Consider the following 14774-nt stretch of genomic DNA (forward strand, 5'->3'; position numbering starts at 1 on the left):
GCCGACATACGGGTGAAGGTGCCTGCGTCACCGCCGCCAGATGTGTTCACCGAGATTGAGCGGCAGCTCATTATTGAGGCGTTCCGCGCTCATCCGGTTTATCACTACTTTGCAGATTACGTTGAGTTCGCCATGTTCGCCGGGATGCGCCCTGGTGAGCTGATTGGCTTGCGGTGGCGATCGGTCTCTCCTGACTGCTCCACAATCACCATCTGGGAAAGCCACAGCCGGGGACGGCGGAAGGAAACCAAAACCAATCAGACACGAGTGATTGCCCTGAACAGTCGGTTACGGTCAATTCTAGAGGCAAGGCGACCGGATAAACCCGATCTAGAGAGATTAGTTTTCTCGTCAGTGAAAGGCGGCACGATGGATGACCACAACTTCAGGAACCGTGCCTGGAAGCCAATTTTAGACAGTCTAGGGTTGGATTATCGCAAGCCCTATACCACTCGACATACAGCGCACAGCCATTTGCTCGATCAGGGCTGGTCCCCCTCAGAAGTGGCAGAAACGATGGGCAACTCGGTGCGTGTAGTTTACAGCCGGTACGCTGGGAATGTGAAGGGACGGCGACCGCTGCCAGACTAAGCGCTGCGCTTTCCTTTACGCTGGCTGGCTTCGATCGCCTGCTGGAACTGTTGTAGAGCGTTGATGTAGCCATGCGGGTCTAAGCGGCGATCGCGCCATTTTTCCAGCAGCGTCTGATTGTATTCCCATTCGCCGCTGTCGCGTTGAGTATAGTGAGTCTCCTGCTGCCATTCTTTACTGGGATCTTTGCGCCAACGGTTGAGAGTGGTGACGCTGACACCTAACAGCTTCGAGGCTTCATGTTTGGAGATGAAGGGGAAATCTGCTAGCTTCACTGGTTGTCCTCCTGTGGCTCCCATTTAATCAGCACGCCTTGAAAGGGCAAGCCATGCACCGTTTCAAAAAAGCGTGAGCATGATTCCCAGTCGCTAAAGCCATCGGCCACCGCTAATGTCTCCAAGGCGTTTTGAGAGAGCCAGCGATCATCCAGCTTGATGCCCAACTCGTCGTTCATCAACAACGGCTCCACACTGATGCAGATTGGATCGGGGTTGACCAACTTCCGGCAAGCCCTGGTTCGCATCCCGGTGTAAAGCTGTATGGCTTCACCAGGCTTTGTATGTCGTTTGCGTGGAGCCCTGATGGTTTGCCGCTTCAGACCAGCCTCAATCAACGGCACAAACTGCTTTTTGAAGTTGTAAGCCACCATCTAAAGCACCTCCCCGTTTCGCAGCGGCACACGTTGCGTCGGGATTTCACGCGTTTGGAGATCTTCTGGTAGGGCAGCGAGATTGCCGCCTTTAGGATCTTTGAGTGAGTGCTGCATGGCGTGCTGCTCACTGGAGTCGATCGCGTGGGAGCCTGTCTGCTTGAAGAAAAACGAAACTCCAGCCGCTTGACACTGGCCGCGCAGCGATCGCGCCCACTGCAGATCGAAGGTGCGGGCCTCTTTGCCTGACTCGCCGCCACAGATGGCCCAGTGCAAACGGTTCTCTGACCTTACATTCGAGGGGAGGCATTTAAGAAGGTTGATAGCCTCCAGCAGTGGTTCGCAAGAGAGGAAACGCAGCGTCGCAGGCAACGTCAGCAGCAGGGGAATCCGTCTCTCTGCTTGCGCTTGATTTTCCACTGTTGTGCCGAGCCACACGTTTGTTGGAGCCTTGCCGTCCAGCCAAGCGGCTGCAAGGGTGTCAGCACCCTTATGCTTCAAGCGAACCACCTCATGCAGGCGCTCGCTCCAGTGCTCCGGTCGCTTTGTGAGTAGAAGCCAATCGAGCTGGGGCGTGGTCTGAATCAGTGTGAGTAGATCGGCCAGCCAAGCAATGGGCACCTCGTGATCGAGCCAATCTGCCAACGACGCACAAAAAACGCGCTCGCGGTTGCCTGCCAGTTGTGCCCGCCGCTGCCAGCGTGCTGGTTGTTTCCAGTAGTCTGCTGTAGTGCGACTTCTCGGCTTACCAGCGCCCCACTCCACGCGATGATACCGACGCTCCATCATGTCTTTGGCATAGCAGTGAGCGCATCCGGGTGAGACTTCGGTGCAGCCGATCCAGGGATTGAAGGTGTGAGTGGTCCACTCAATTTTGCTATTGCTTGCCATGTTTGTCCTTTCGGTTCGAGGCAGATTGATCCGGTGCTTCCTCCGGTATAACAACCCCTTGAAAAAACTGAGCCAGCGATCGCGCCGCTTCTAGCGCGTCGTCTGGCGGTGTCAAAATGACCTTTTGCTTGAGCCTACCGTCGGTGATAATCAAGCCGCCGTCGAAGTCGGGATAAACCGTCAGCCGTTGCTGGCCTGTCACTAGCAGCGCCGCACCTTTGAAGTCGTCCCAGTGGAGGCGATCGCAGTGTACCAGAGGATACGTCTGATTGCGGCAGTCTAGTAAGCTCGGCACGCCGTTCGCGAAGATGAGGCGGCGTTGGGGCCTAAAGATGGTGCGATCGACCGTGTAGCAGGCAAAGGGATCGGTCTTCAGCCAGTGGGGAATCGCTACACTCATGCTGCACCGTCCAGCACCCAGGCACTGTTTAGATTACTTATACCAGGGGTGGACACAGCGGCGTCACTCCGTTTTTGCTCATCGCGTTCCTGCCAGCGCTGAAAAATGTCGTCGCGCCCATCGTCTGGAGGTTCGTACTGATACAGCCGCTTGCGAGGTGCACCTCTCTGCCCTGGCCTACCGCTATAGCGCAGCTTTAACCCCAGCACTTGCAGCAGGCTTTGCGCGATTTGCATCCCGGTTTGTTTGGGCGAGATGCTGATGCCCAGCACATTGCGGACGGCTTGAGCATACTGGCGCGCGATCGTCGCTGTGTGGATGATGGCGGCATGTTCGGCGTGGTATGACTCGTCTGGATTCAGCAGGTCAAGGAGGCCCAGGGTTTTGATCAGGTTGACTTTGGCCGAAAGCTGATCGCGGTTGAATGTGGGTTCCCATAGTTCGCCCCCACTGTGCTTACTAGCAAAGGTATGAGCATCACGCTCTTTAAGATAGGGCTGGCCCAGCGTGAGGTAGTAATGCAGACGGATTTGCGGTCGCCAGCCGTCGTCATCTTTAGCCACCAGCTCGCTGTCTACGTCGGTCTGATAGTACTGGTGCAAAAAGTGTTTGCGCTCCTGGAAAAACTCCGCTTCATTTTTGGTCTTTTTGGCTTTTAGCTCTTCATACTGCTGCTCGGTAATGACTGCTGCTGCTGCGATCGCCGCGTATTCTGCTTGCTTCTGGGCGTCGCGTACCTGGGTGACCGCTGCGTTGAGTGCCTCTAAGCCGTCCGTGCGAGACGCGTTGACCAAGGTATGCCCTTCCCGCTCCAGATTGCGGCAGATCGTTTCGCGGTAGGTCGGGATGCTGGCATTAATGCGACAGCCGATGCGGCCCCAGATGGTGAGGGCATCGTCAAAGGTCCTCACTGTATCCCCTTCAACCTCCAGGAACTGGAGATTGAGACTGGCGATCGCCTTTTGGGACGAAACCAGGGACTTGAAGCTGGCGCTGCCATTGCCAACCTGCCCTAAGCCCCTTTTAGCAATCCAGATGTGGCGATCGACCGGTTCTCGCAACCGGGCCAAAAACTGACGCACCGAATTTTCGGCTGTCACCCCTTGAAAGCAGCCCCAAACGCTTTGAAAATGCCCCTTCAGGTCAATACTGATGCCTGTTTCAAGCGTGGGTGTGGCGATCACGATATCGTAGTCTTCTTCTCGCACCACCTGATCGAACTTGGCGGTACACAAGTGGGCTGCGTGTTCAGCATCGGCGATCGTGCGTGAGTCAATGCGGAGAATTCGCTTCTCAGGGTGCTTCTGAGCGAAGTAGGTTTCCAGCGTTTTAGAACTCCACTTGCTCTTGACGCCACGAGAATGGGTCAACACGAGTACCTTGTCACCCTGCGCGATCGCCTCCTCCAGCCCCTTCAGCCATTGGATCGGGGTGGTCTGCTCGTAGTGGTGAATGGTCCAGGGTTGCTCTGGCTTGTACTCGTTCACGCAGAGCCAGGGCTGGATCTTGGACTCTGCCAGTAATCGCACGAACTGCAGGGAGAGGTTGGAGAGGTCGGCGTCGGAGAGAATGATTTTGCCCTGCTCACTCTCCAGGACGGCGCTGAACAATTCCTTCAGTTGTCGCAGCACTTCGGGTCGATGGTTACGGATCTCGGTGTCGGCTGAGAGCGTGTGCCAGATGACCTGCTCCGACTCATCCAGGATGACCACTGCATTTTTCCAATAAGCCGCGTTGAACCGTGCCTGCGATTCTGGATGCAGCGAATCGACGCAGACTCCGTAGCCCAGTAGATCACCGTCCTGCGAGGTGCGTAACTCGGTGACGTAGTTCAACCCCACCCGATCGCAAATGGCCTGTCCTAACTGTACGCGGTGGGTAATGAGCAAAACACGCTGCCCGTTGGCGTGAGCCTCACTGACGATCGCTTTCAGAGCTTCGGTTTTGCCGGTGCCTTTGGGGCTTTTGATGCCCACAAGCTTAGCGCTGACAGGAATCGGCAGATTGCCTAAATAGCGCTGCTTTAATGCCAGCGCCACTGGAAAGGTGAGGCGGCTATACTCTTCGGCTGGATCGAGGGAAGCGGCAGTCCTGTAGAGCGCGTCAAAGGCGTCAGCCCCTTGAGCTGCTACAAAGTCATCGACGCCTTTTTGCGGTCCGGGCAGATTGATTTTGAACGGCTTGGCTTTGGCAAAGCGAAACAGGTAGCCCAGCTTATCGGCTTCCCGGTTGATGGCCTGAATGGTTTTGAACTTGGTTTCGTAGTCGAAGCACACGTAAATGGCCCGCTCCGGCGTAGCGAAGTGCTGCAACTCTGGGATGAGGCGAGGTAGCATCCGGTTACCCGCCTCATCCTTTGAGCGTGCGCCGGTGTTAATACCGGGTAGCGCGATCGCCGCATAACCCAGCGTCAGCAGGCAGGCCGCTTTCTTCTCGCCTTCGCAGAGGATAATCGGAACGTTGAGCGTGAACACCCACTCCCAGAACTCAGTGAAGGTGCTGGCGATAGGGATCCCGTAGCGCTGTGCGGTGCGTTCCCAAAGGTGTCGCGGGACACGAAGAAAGGTGACGCGGCTAGAGTTTGCGCCGTAACTGGGGCTGAGATACTTGGCAGGGGTTTGCTTCTGCCAGTCCAGGATCGGCGTGTCGGCATCGGGCTTGAACCGTCCCCACTCCATCGACTGGTAGCCGTTGAGCGGATCAATACCGCTGACCCACCAGCCGCGTGTTGCTTTGACCTGATGCCCAAACCGGGTGTAGGTGCGATTGAGGCGATCCGCGATCGGGGTGCCTGTCACATCGTGGGTCAGCGGGTCAAACTCCAGATCTGAGAGTGACTCGACGTTGAGCGCGATGATGTCAGGATCGACCCCGCTCTCTAACCACTCCTGCCAATGGTGAATATGGATGTGATCAGGCGGCTGACGGTCAGGGGTTCGAGAGGAAGAGGACTTAGCGAGTCCTTCAGTGACCAGAGGCAAGCGCTGACATTCGTTCATGCGCCACTCCTCGTATTTGTGACTAGAGCGATCGCGTCTTGTAGAAACTGGGTGGGCACTTGTCGCCACTCGCCAGAGTCCAGTAGCTGGAACTCTGGTGCCACCACCTTCTCTAGCTGAACGCCTTGCACCCTGGCCGTCTCCAGTGCGTCTTCGGGGAAGGTGCCGGTAAATTCGTGGGGCACTGTCGCTCCCCAAGGTCGTCGCACATACAACCGCCAGCGTGTCGGGCGTGTCAAATCAGGCAGTGTTTGACCCATTACAGCACCTCTACCCAAGCGCACGGCAAGGCGATCAGGCGCGAGGTGAGCCCAAAAGCAGCTGTAGGCAACTCACAGGGAAATACGGCTGCGTCGCTCTCCCCGGTGGCCAAGCCGCGCGGACGCCGCTGGTTGCCCCCTGGCGAGGGATGGCCGGAGGTCAACCACATTTTGTGCGGAATCTGACCAACAACAGGTGTACTACCTGTTAGGCTAATATGACAATGTTGAGACATAACGGCTCCACGAGGGCACCGAAACCGCCAGCAGCCCTGCCAGACATACGAGGGCGGTTTTGGTTTAAGTAGGGTTTGACGAAACGAGTGTGGCTTCAGACTTTTCGGTTTGCTTCTGGCGCTTTAGCCAGTCAACCAACGCTTTTGTGGCCGCAGTCCCGATAATCAAGCCGTTGTCTTCGCAGAAGGCTTTAAATTCACGACCCACATCAGGGTCAATCAACGGCCTGAATTGCTTTCTCATAAAAACTCGTACTCTCTCGTACTGAAGATGAGTCCAACTTTATCACTTTCAATATTGAATTTGTCAAGATCGTTTGCAGAGAAATTGTCAGCACTACTATTGAAAGCAGCGCTGTTAAATGGTGGATACTGAGAAGTTGTTACAACTTTGATGCTAGGGGGCAACAATGGCGGTCACTCCAAGCGGTCGAGCAAATTTAGGGCAGTTCCTCGAACAGACGCGTAAGAGTGCCGAGCTGAAAGCGTTGATTGAACCCTGGATCAAGGCTAACCATCCCAGCCAGTCAGTGGGGGAATTTGTGGATCGCCCTCAGTTCGCGCTCTGGCTCACCGCACAGGCAAACATGCTAGATGCTCCCATCACCGATGCGGCGATCGGGCGTGTGGAGCGTGGCGAAGGCAAAGATGGGCCACCCAACAAAATCCAGATCGCGCTGATTCGCGCCAAGATTTTGAAGCTACCGGATGGCAAGCTTTATAGCCATGACGACCTAGTTGCTGTCTTGACCGAACAGCTCAATCCGTTTACAGGTCAGCGTCAAAATGGCGCGGTCAACGGTTCGACGCATTGACACGGTTCACCATCGCGTAGCAAAAGCTCTGGTCTTTAATGGGAATGAGGACGGCTTGATAATGCCGCTCCCAGATGGGGTAAGTAATCTCCAACCGCTTGCCAGACGCAATACAGTACTGCACGGCTTTAAGAATGGTTTGAGCAGCGTCCCAATTTTCAGGCGGCAAAACTTGAAACAACGATCGACCCACCATTTGTTCTGCTGTAATGCGTGGGCTGGAATGGCGATAAAAGGCTTCTAAATACACACCGCCGCTATCGATTTTGTACAATGTGCCCTGCGTTTTGAGGTAATCCAGAATGGCTTCAAAGCACTGACAGTTCTGCTCTAGCTGTTCCACTCGTCTCGCCTGATCAAACCGACCCTGTGCTTTGAGGATGGCAGGATAGCGCGCCTCCAGGCTTTGAAGTGAAATCACCTGATACTCTTGATTCACCAACAAAAAGAGACGCTGGATCTTCCAGACTGGCAGCAGCAGCAATACCAGTTGAACGAGGCGAGCGGCGAGGTAACCCGCTTTGCCCTCAACTGGGGCCAACATGACATTTTCGCCATTGATGTCAAACTGCGCGATCGCGTGAAACAGTTTACTCGCTCGATTCCTGTCACAAAGTTGCTGAAAAGCGGCACGTGAACCGAACAGTAGAGCACTCATATTGTCAGTAGATAGGGTGCAAGCTGCAATCCAAGGAGCCGATGAAGGCTGCTGTCCCAAAAGCCCTTCCCTAAAGGCTTTGGGCGGGAGCCGTGATCGCAGTATGCGTGTACTGTGTCTCAGGTTAACGCGGATATTCTTCGTGCGTTAAGTATTTGAGCGGAAAATTGGAATATTTTTTATGGGTTATGGGTGATCCGTCTTCAGCCATTTGTCTTAAAGCGCTTGAAGCACTGTTGACTACGGGCGATCAACCTGAGACCTAAAAATCTTGAGGGCTCGGTAAGGTTTCAGGCGAACATGCAAGTAATGATTTTGCGAAAATTAGCAGATTAGTGGATCCTCATTGAGGGATGGGCAACCAATAACTAACTGGTGCACTTAACGTCGTAGTACAAACTTTGGTTTTGGACTTGACGATGTGCTACAAACGTAATGTGTCAACGGTAGAATCGAGTGTTCAGGGCTATGGCAGTTAACATGCATTAATCCAAGCGAAAGCTATTTAAACCAATTTCTACAAAGCTTTAAGGTTTTTAGCCCAGTTGGGACTTCTGTTTACATGCGAAAGGGTAGCCCAGACAGAATTCATCTAATCTTTATGGAATTCGCTTATTAGACATGTTGGGATATAACGATCAAAAATCGCTGAAATGCTTATACAGCCTGGGTTTCAAGGATTTTGCGCCAAGATCGCTGAAATGCTTTCTAGACAAGGGTTTCAAGGATTTTTGAGCTTATTACCCAACAACTCTATTGCTGCTTTAAGACCCAACGGCGAAATAGCTCTACACAGATAAACCAGCGATCGTCGCTTGTTGCCACAACATCATGACGCTTCAAAATGTCGAGTGCTTGCTGCAAGCTTGCTGTATCCAGCTCAGTTGTTTGCTGGAGAGCCTCAAGACTTAAACCAGATTGGTGCGGCGCTAGTGCTTTTAGAACCGCTTGCTGCCCTGGGGCATCTCTATCTGCCTGCCCCCAAACACCTGTAAAGTAGTAGTGTCCTTGACTAAAAAAGCCAGCGTCGCCAACTACGGTTCTGACATCCTCAACCGTAAAGACTGGATCGCGCTTCTGCAACTGCTCAAAGACCTGATCGTTGTAGTAGCGGACTAGTTTGAAGCCAACCAGCTGAGTCAGGTAAGGCTGCCCCGCAGTCAGAGACCAAATTTCATCACAGGCTTCCGGTGCATAGTCGAGTAAAAAATCTTCAGTAGGATTTAACAGTAATTGTTGGACTGCACCAGAAGACAGAAAATCAACCCGGATGGGAATGTAACTACCGAAAAAGGGATGGAAGTAGTTTTCGTTCATCTCTTCTAGCGTGTGCAGCCCTGCGAAGGCGAAAGCTAGTTTAGAACTCATTTGGACTAAACCACGTAGAAACGCCATCACATCGGGTGCAATCCGTCCGGCTTCGATAAGGTCTTCAATCTTTTCAAACTCATCAATCGCAATGATTAGACCCTCATTTGGTCCCAGGCTGGCTTCCACCTGTTTGAGAAACCGTTCAAAGGTCCGGTCCGGTAGACTCAGAAAGTCGCTATCAGGGGGAGAGGGCACATTTGTGACTCCCGCAACTTCATCACAAATAGCAATCCACACATCGCTAATGCTTGGAGCAGTAGCAGACAGTAGTAAATTCACATAGGCAACTTTGATTCCGGCACCCAATGTGTCAGAAAGGTTTCGCAGGATGGATGTCTTGCCCATACGTCGATGACCATAGAGCACTACAGTCTGGAGCTGATGCCCCAAAACCCATAGCTCTTCCAGCCGTCGCATCACATCTTCGCGACCTACAAAGAGCTGTCCTTCTACTGGATCACCAATCACATAGGGATTTGTTACAGGCTTAGTGATGACAACGTTGCCCACCTCAGAGGCAATGCTCAGCAACGCTTCTCTCCAGGTCTGTGCAATGTTGATGATTAACCCTCGTTCTGCTTCTGGCAGGGTGGGGGCATGATCTAATACCGTTTTGATTTCTCCTAAAGCGCGATTGAGGGCAAACGCTCTGGTAGAGCGAGACAGACTCCGTTGCACCATTTGCATATCTACCACCACTCGACGCAGGCGAGCAATCGCAGCCCAAGTGTGAGGGCGGAGAAAAGGCTCTGCTGGAATTCCGGGAAGCTGAATCTGGGCAATGGCAGTTGAATCTTTTGCTTGATCAAAAAGTGACAGGGTATAAGCCAGTACCAAGAGTTCCCCTCCGTAGGGCAAAGTGTATATCGTTGCAAAGGCTCTGGCAGAGACCTCTGGCATTTTTTCATGGAGATACCAGAAGCCTGCGGCGGCTGCACGAGCGGGCGTATCTAGACGTGGTTCAAGGCTCAAACGAGCTTTCAGTCTTCGTTTGATTGCAGGAGGAAACAAAAAAAATCCATCAATGGCGCGTGACTGGAGTTGATCAGTTAGAGATGCCGTCGCGAAACGCACTAAATCCCAATCATAGGGAGAGTTCGCCAGCTGAGCGGCTCGAAAGATGACCTGCTCGGGCGGTGTTTTGCTGAGAACCTGATTGACAGCCTGAATGACTGGAATGAACTGAACGCTGTAAGCCAGAATTTGATTGGCATTCTGCAACCCCATTTCCCAATCTTGTTTCAACCAGACCTTGAGCTGAGTTGAGACCTGAGGCAGCGGTAGCGGCGTCACAGATGGGATCCATATATTTTGGCTGGAGCGTCTCAAGATGTTGACAGGTAAAGAAAGTAGCCAACTCTCCAGTCTGACAAGTGCCACGCCGAACACCACGCCGCCCGCTACGCCGAACACCACGCCGCCCGCTACGCCGAACACCACGCCACCCGCCACGCCGAACACCACGCCACGCCCTACGCCGACCGCTACGCCGAACACCACGCCGAACACTACGCCGACCGTTACGCCGACCGTTACGCCGATCGCTCCGTCGTACGCTACGCCGAACACCACGCCGCCCGCTACGCCGTACCATACGCCGACCGCTACGCCGAGCGCCACGCCGAACACCACGCCGACCGCTACGCCGCCCGCTACGCCGCCCGCTACGCCGCCCGCTACGCCGTACCATACGCCGACCGCTACGCCGAGCGCCACGCCGAACACCACGTCGCCCGCTACGCCACGCCCTACGCCGCCCGCTACGCCGAACACCACGCCGAACACTACGCCGAACACTACGCCGAACACTACGCCGACCGCTACGCCGCTCCAGGCAACAGAGAAACCCAGTGTTTGGACCGCCACACCGACGATCACTGGAACCAAAACCGTCAAGCAAAGCCCCTGTAGCAATAACTGCCATTGCACAGGCTTCTGGCGTAATTGCTCTAATCCCTTAAGCCAGTTCATTTCATTTTCAGGAATCGATCCACCACCAAAGGTGTCAATATACCAACGCAATGCCTGCGGAAAAAAGAACACCCAATAGAGTAAGCGTAAGTAGTCCAATGGGTTCCATAAGGAGAGAGGTCTCTTTAGCTTGGGTGCCAGGTCAAGCCGTGGTACAGCGTTGGATCGAGGTTGACTCATTGCCGTTGCTCCTGCCAACTGGTAAAGGTTTGGTGGCAAAGCTGCATTAAGCGTTTGGGCTTTCCCTGACTACCTTGAATCAATTGGTCAATTTCGGAGGCTGTAAAGCGAATGGAGGTTGGCTCAAGACGAGCGGTAATAAAGGTGCGAATCGTGGTTTCATCCCATGCCCTCAGCGGCTCTTCGAGACAAATACCAACCAGAGGAGACACGTTCCCCTCCTGATAGCTATCAGGAAACAGGCGGTCTAACGACATGCTAGCAGCGAGGACTAACCTTAAAGGAGCGTTGCTTCCCTCCGCTAAGCCCCGCAGTTGTTCTCTAACCTGCCGAGTAAAACTCTCTTCCCGGATGCGCTCTACTTCATCCAATAACAGCAACAACCGCTGGTCTCTCAAGGCACGCTGCAGTGCTCGACCTCTCACATCTGGCATACCGGCTTTTTCACACAGCTCGCTATAAAACTCATCCTCGCTGTAAATCAGTTGCAAGTTCAAGTAAATTGGCTGCCGGGGCGGTTGTAGCCTAGCTTTAGCCTGCTGAAAGAGCGCCCAGAGAATAGAGGATTTCCCCATTTCTCGTTCTCCAATCAAGGCCACACTACTGCCACTGTTTAGCGTCTCAAAGATGCGACTAATCACCTGGGAGCGATCAAAAAAGAGCTGTGGGTTATCAACCTGTCCGGCCAGAGGGCGAAAAGGATTGGTCAAAGGAGTACGGGAATTGAAGGGAGACTGGTCGCGTAGTTCCGGGAAATGCTCCAAAATTACGGTTGAGGGTACAGCCCTGCCTCCTAAATCACTGGTAACTTGTCGAGAGAGATTGACGATGCCACAAACCTTGCCTGTCCGCTGATTCAGCAAGGGTGCGCCACTCAAGCCATAATCAACCTGCCCTTCTTTGAGCTTGTATAGCTTCGAGCCACTTTTGCCCGTACTGTCTCCCTCATAGACAAACGTCGCTGAATCACCGTTGGGATAGCTCTGGGGATAGCCATAGCTATACAGCGCTTCCTCCAAGATTGGCGTCGATTTATCCAGATCAACCCAAGGCTGGTTAGCGATCGGCACTCCCTCCTGGTCAGGCAGTAGCCGCAATAGTGCCAGGTCAAGATTTGAATCATCGAGACATTGGCTAATTTCCGCTACGTAGGTGCGTGCCTGAGATGGCCAGAACGCATGAATTGGTTTGGGAACTGCCCCTTTCACCACATGGGCACAGGTCAGAATCAAATTTGGAGCCACAAAAAACCCGGTCCCAATGCTGCCACCAACACTTAGGCGCACAGTACAGTTTTGCAAGACCTGAATCAGTTGGTCGTCAGTCATGGTTGTGTACTAGCCTAAGTGCTCTTTTTTTCTGCTTTGCTCCATTCCAACGTAATCTCCAGGTTGGCTTTTCCCGATCCCTTCACCAGTAGTGCTGTCAGCTCTCCTTCTTTGAAAGCCACTTCAAACCCAAACTTCACACTCGCTTTAGTGGGCTCTACTTGCTTGATCGCATCTGAGATTTCCTTGGAAACAGAGACGATCGAAGCCTTGATGTCCTTAAAAGGGATGGTGGGGAAGGCAACTTGCTGCTCACCGATGGGCGTCGCTTCGATGTTAATGATGCTGCCATCCTCTAGCTCGACTGGAATGTAGACTGATTGGCTGTCCATAGAGGTCTCTTCAAGGATCAAGCCTGTTATAGCATCACTTCTAAGCCAGCAAAGAAAACTGCAGTTTCTCGCTATGCCCAATGAATTTAGACAACCCAACCAAAGCAATCCTGACACTGAAAGCTAAGCTCGATCCCCAGTCCACTGCGTCAATGCTTTTAGAAGCGTCCAATGCTTTCAGCTTTAATCGCCTGCTCAATCATGACCGCTATGGTAGGAGAGACTAAACGCACGCAAGTTTATCGATCGCCTCGTCTACTCTACTCACTGGAAATGGTTGAGAGACTCATTCTGAGTCGCACCTTCAGCCGCTGCAAAAAGGCTCTTCGTCATATCTGCAACCACTGGTGCTTGAGCGCTTTCAAGTTGCGCTAATCGCACCGTGATCGCGGCAACCTGTTGCTCTAGCCGCTCAAGGCGTTGGGTCTCTGTCAGGGATGGCTCAGTCATCATTCGCATGCCATAAATCGCTCCCTTAGTGTTCCCGTGGATGGGTTGCAGGCAGGGTAAGCCGATTGTCGCTGGAGTCAAAACAAGGGACCCGCGCGATCTGTACGAAAGTGCCTGGATCGTTGGTTTCAGACGCGCTCAGGTTGAACGCCGTCCAGCGCTCGCCCGCCCTGTACAGATCCTCTGTGAGCGTGAGCTGCTCGCCCGCATGAATCGTGAGTGGACCGACGATCGCGCTCGGCAGGTTATACCCGACCGGATTCTCACCCTGTAGACAAAAATAGAGCGTTCTAGGAAGCGTGACCGCACCGCCTGTGCTGACAGTCAGATTGGCACTGGTAAAGGGCAGTTGGGCTCTCCCGTGGGCGTACTGCGAAATCAGGGGCATGAGTGGGGGCTTCGGCACGGAAGCCGTTGCAGGGGTTAGGAGTCAGCCTGGTTTTAGAGTGCCCAGTTACCGCGAATCGGTCATCGTGGTCCGCGTGCGCTTTGCAGCGGCCAGTCGGATTAGGGTTTCGGTTTGGGTGGTCTGATCCACGACTCGCAGCGCGAGCCCTGCTTGAGCCGTGGTGATGGTGGGGGCAAAGGCGAGGGACTTGACCAGATCGATGAGGTCTTGCTTGGTGCGATCGGCGCTCATGGTTGTGAGTTGTGAGTTGTTGGTTATTAGGGGTATTCGGAATATCCGGTTGATAACTCCGAAACTTGTTAGTTTCGGAGTTTTTAGTCGCTTCGGATTTTCTGGTTGATGGAAACAGAACGTGTTGCGGCAGTGTTGATACGAATCGTTCTTCCACAGCACAGTCAATCGAGCGCTTCCGCAATAGCAGCAAACGCTTTGCGTTTATAACTAACCCTCAACAAAGTTGAACGGTTGTGTGACTGTTTGGCGCAATGCTGCGTTAGTTATATTGTTAGACAATGTGCAATATTGTACAATGTTCAATGTGGAAGACAAAAACTCACTACCCAACTTAAACAGAAGAGAACGAAAACGCCACGAAATGGCCGATAAGCTCGCATGCGCAGCTTTTTCTCTCTTCGAGCGCGATGGTTTCGAATCCGTAACAATGGAACAGATTGCTACAGCGGCTGATGTTTCTAGAGGCACCCTTTACAACTATTTCCCAATTAAAGAAGCCTTGCTGGACCATTACTTTCGCTTGGAATTTCGGAGCGGCGTAGAGGAACTACTGACGGTCGTCACCCAGCTACCAACCTTGGAAGCGACACTTCTTGGACTATTTGACGTATTTGCTGACTGGGCCGCAGGCAGGCGTCGCTACTTACCATTGAGCATTGCCTATGGAATAAACCGGCGCTTATTGGACGGAAGTGTTTCTTCTCGGGATGAATTGCACGGTTTATTTACCAACATCCTTGCAGCAGCAGGTTGTCGAGGAGAGCTTGCAGTCGATGCGGATGTTATGCAATTGGCAGACTACTTGCAGCACCTCTATCTTGCTGCAATTTTGCGCTGGCTACCGACCGATGAGAGGTCTCCAAAGTCGCAGCTTCATCTCATGGTCAAGTTCTTTGTCAGCGCAGCTATCCCCCAGAAAAATCGTATGTGATTAGCGTGGGCTGACGGACTCAGATTTCAGCACCATGGCTTGCGCCACTTGGTCGATGAACGAGTCGCC

18 protein-coding genes are annotated in these 14774 nt (G+C 53.3%); 3 read left to right on the plus strand and 15 right to left on the minus strand.

Going from position 1 to position 14774, the window contains the following annotated elements; genetic code table 11:
- Window positions 1-18 precede the first annotated feature (18 nt).
- Window positions 19-591, plus strand: a complete 573-nt coding sequence (locus tag C7B82_RS23875) for a site-specific integrase (RefSeq protein WP_219904665.1) — start codon at window positions 19-21, stop codon at window positions 589-591.
- Here the strand turns inward: C7B82_RS23875 and C7B82_RS23880 are convergent.
- The 8 genes from C7B82_RS23880 to C7B82_RS23910 form a co-directional block, all read right to left on the minus strand.
- Window positions 588-866, minus strand: coding sequence for a MerR family transcriptional regulator (locus tag C7B82_RS23880; protein WP_106259181.1), 279 nt, complete (start codon window positions 864-866; stop codon window positions 588-590). The genes C7B82_RS23875 and C7B82_RS23880 overlap by 4 nt on opposite strands.
- Window positions 863-1240: an ASCH domain-containing protein gene (locus C7B82_RS23885; protein ID WP_106259182.1), complete on the minus strand. Its 378-nt coding sequence runs from the start codon at window positions 1238-1240 to the stop codon at window positions 863-865. The genes C7B82_RS23880 and C7B82_RS23885 overlap by 4 nt, the downstream gene beginning before the upstream one ends.
- Window positions 1241-2131, minus strand: coding sequence for a DUF5131 family protein (locus C7B82_RS23890; protein ID WP_106259184.1), 891 nt, complete (start codon window positions 2129-2131; stop codon window positions 1241-1243).
- Window positions 2118-2531, minus strand: a complete 414-nt coding sequence (locus tag C7B82_RS23895) for a hypothetical protein (protein WP_106259185.1) — start codon at window positions 2529-2531, stop codon at window positions 2118-2120. Before C7B82_RS23895 ends, C7B82_RS23890 begins: the two co-directional genes overlap by 14 nt.
- Window positions 2528-5530, minus strand: coding sequence for a plasmid replication protein, CyRepA1 family (locus tag C7B82_RS23900; protein WP_106259187.1), 3003 nt, complete (start codon window positions 5528-5530; stop codon window positions 2528-2530). Before C7B82_RS23900 ends, C7B82_RS23895 begins: the two co-directional genes overlap by 4 nt.
- A complete protein-coding gene (locus tag C7B82_RS23905) occupies window positions 5527-5790 on the minus strand; it encodes a hypothetical protein (RefSeq protein ID WP_106259189.1) in 264 nt (87 codons plus the stop codon). The genes C7B82_RS23900 and C7B82_RS23905 overlap by 4 nt, the downstream gene beginning before the upstream one ends.
- Window positions 5790-6026: a hypothetical protein gene (locus C7B82_RS31645; protein WP_146141250.1), complete on the minus strand. Its 237-nt coding sequence runs from the start codon at window positions 6024-6026 to the stop codon at window positions 5790-5792. Before C7B82_RS31645 ends, C7B82_RS23905 begins: the two co-directional genes overlap by 1 nt.
- 64 nt (window positions 6027-6090) lie before the next feature.
- A complete protein-coding gene (locus C7B82_RS23910; protein ID WP_106259190.1) occupies window positions 6091-6270 on the minus strand; it encodes a hypothetical protein in 180 nt (59 codons plus the stop codon).
- A gap of 166 nt (window positions 6271-6436) precedes the next feature.
- Between C7B82_RS23910 and C7B82_RS23915 the strand changes: the two genes are divergently transcribed.
- On the plus strand, window positions 6437-6841 hold the full coding sequence (locus C7B82_RS23915) for a hypothetical protein (protein WP_106259192.1): 405 nt from the start codon (window positions 6437-6439) through the stop codon (window positions 6839-6841).
- Here the strand turns inward: C7B82_RS23915 and C7B82_RS23920 are convergent.
- From C7B82_RS23920 to C7B82_RS23950, 7 genes are all read right to left on the minus strand, one after another.
- Entirely contained in the window at window positions 6822-7499 is a 678-nt protein-coding gene (locus C7B82_RS23920; RefSeq protein WP_106259194.1) for a hypothetical protein, read from the minus strand. The genes C7B82_RS23915 and C7B82_RS23920 overlap by 20 nt on opposite strands.
- Before the next feature lie 753 nt (window positions 7500-8252).
- Window positions 8253-11021: an AAA family ATPase gene (locus tag C7B82_RS23925; RefSeq protein WP_106259195.1), complete on the minus strand. Its 2769-nt coding sequence runs from the start codon at window positions 11019-11021 to the stop codon at window positions 8253-8255.
- Window positions 11018-12349 (minus strand): trypsin-like peptidase domain-containing protein, encoded by a 1332-nt coding sequence (locus tag C7B82_RS23930; protein ID WP_106259197.1) that lies wholly within the window; start codon window positions 12347-12349, stop codon window positions 11018-11020. The genes C7B82_RS23925 and C7B82_RS23930 overlap by 4 nt, the downstream gene beginning before the upstream one ends.
- A 14-nt stretch (window positions 12350-12363) precedes the next feature.
- On the minus strand, window positions 12364-12681 hold the full coding sequence (locus C7B82_RS23935; protein WP_106259199.1) for a CU044_2847 family protein: 318 nt from the start codon (window positions 12679-12681) through the stop codon (window positions 12364-12366).
- A 264-nt stretch (window positions 12682-12945) separates the two neighbouring features.
- Complete coding sequence (locus C7B82_RS23940) at window positions 12946-13131, minus strand: hypothetical protein (protein ID WP_106259201.1); 186 nt, start codon at window positions 13129-13131, stop codon at window positions 12946-12948.
- A 25-nt stretch (window positions 13132-13156) separates the two neighbouring features.
- A complete protein-coding gene (locus tag C7B82_RS23945) occupies window positions 13157-13519 on the minus strand; it encodes a hypothetical protein (RefSeq protein WP_106259203.1) in 363 nt (120 codons plus the stop codon).
- 66 nt (window positions 13520-13585) lie between these two features.
- The gene (locus tag C7B82_RS23950) at window positions 13586-13771 is read right to left on the minus strand and encodes a hypothetical protein (RefSeq protein WP_106259205.1); all 186 of its coding nucleotides are present in this window, start codon (window positions 13769-13771) and stop codon (window positions 13586-13588) included.
- A 298-nt stretch (window positions 13772-14069) separates the two neighbouring features.
- Between C7B82_RS23950 and C7B82_RS23955 the strand changes: the two genes are divergently transcribed.
- Complete coding sequence (locus C7B82_RS23955; protein WP_106259206.1) at window positions 14070-14705, plus strand: TetR/AcrR family transcriptional regulator; 636 nt, start codon at window positions 14070-14072, stop codon at window positions 14703-14705.
- The last annotated feature ends 69 nt before the right edge of the window (window positions 14706-14774 follow it).

Origin of the sequence: Stenomitos frigidus ULC18 (genome assembly GCF_003003795.1) — a bacterium.
GTDB classification, from domain to species: Bacteria; Cyanobacteriota; Cyanobacteriia; order Leptolyngbyales; family Leptolyngbyaceae; genus Stenomitos; species Stenomitos frigidus_A.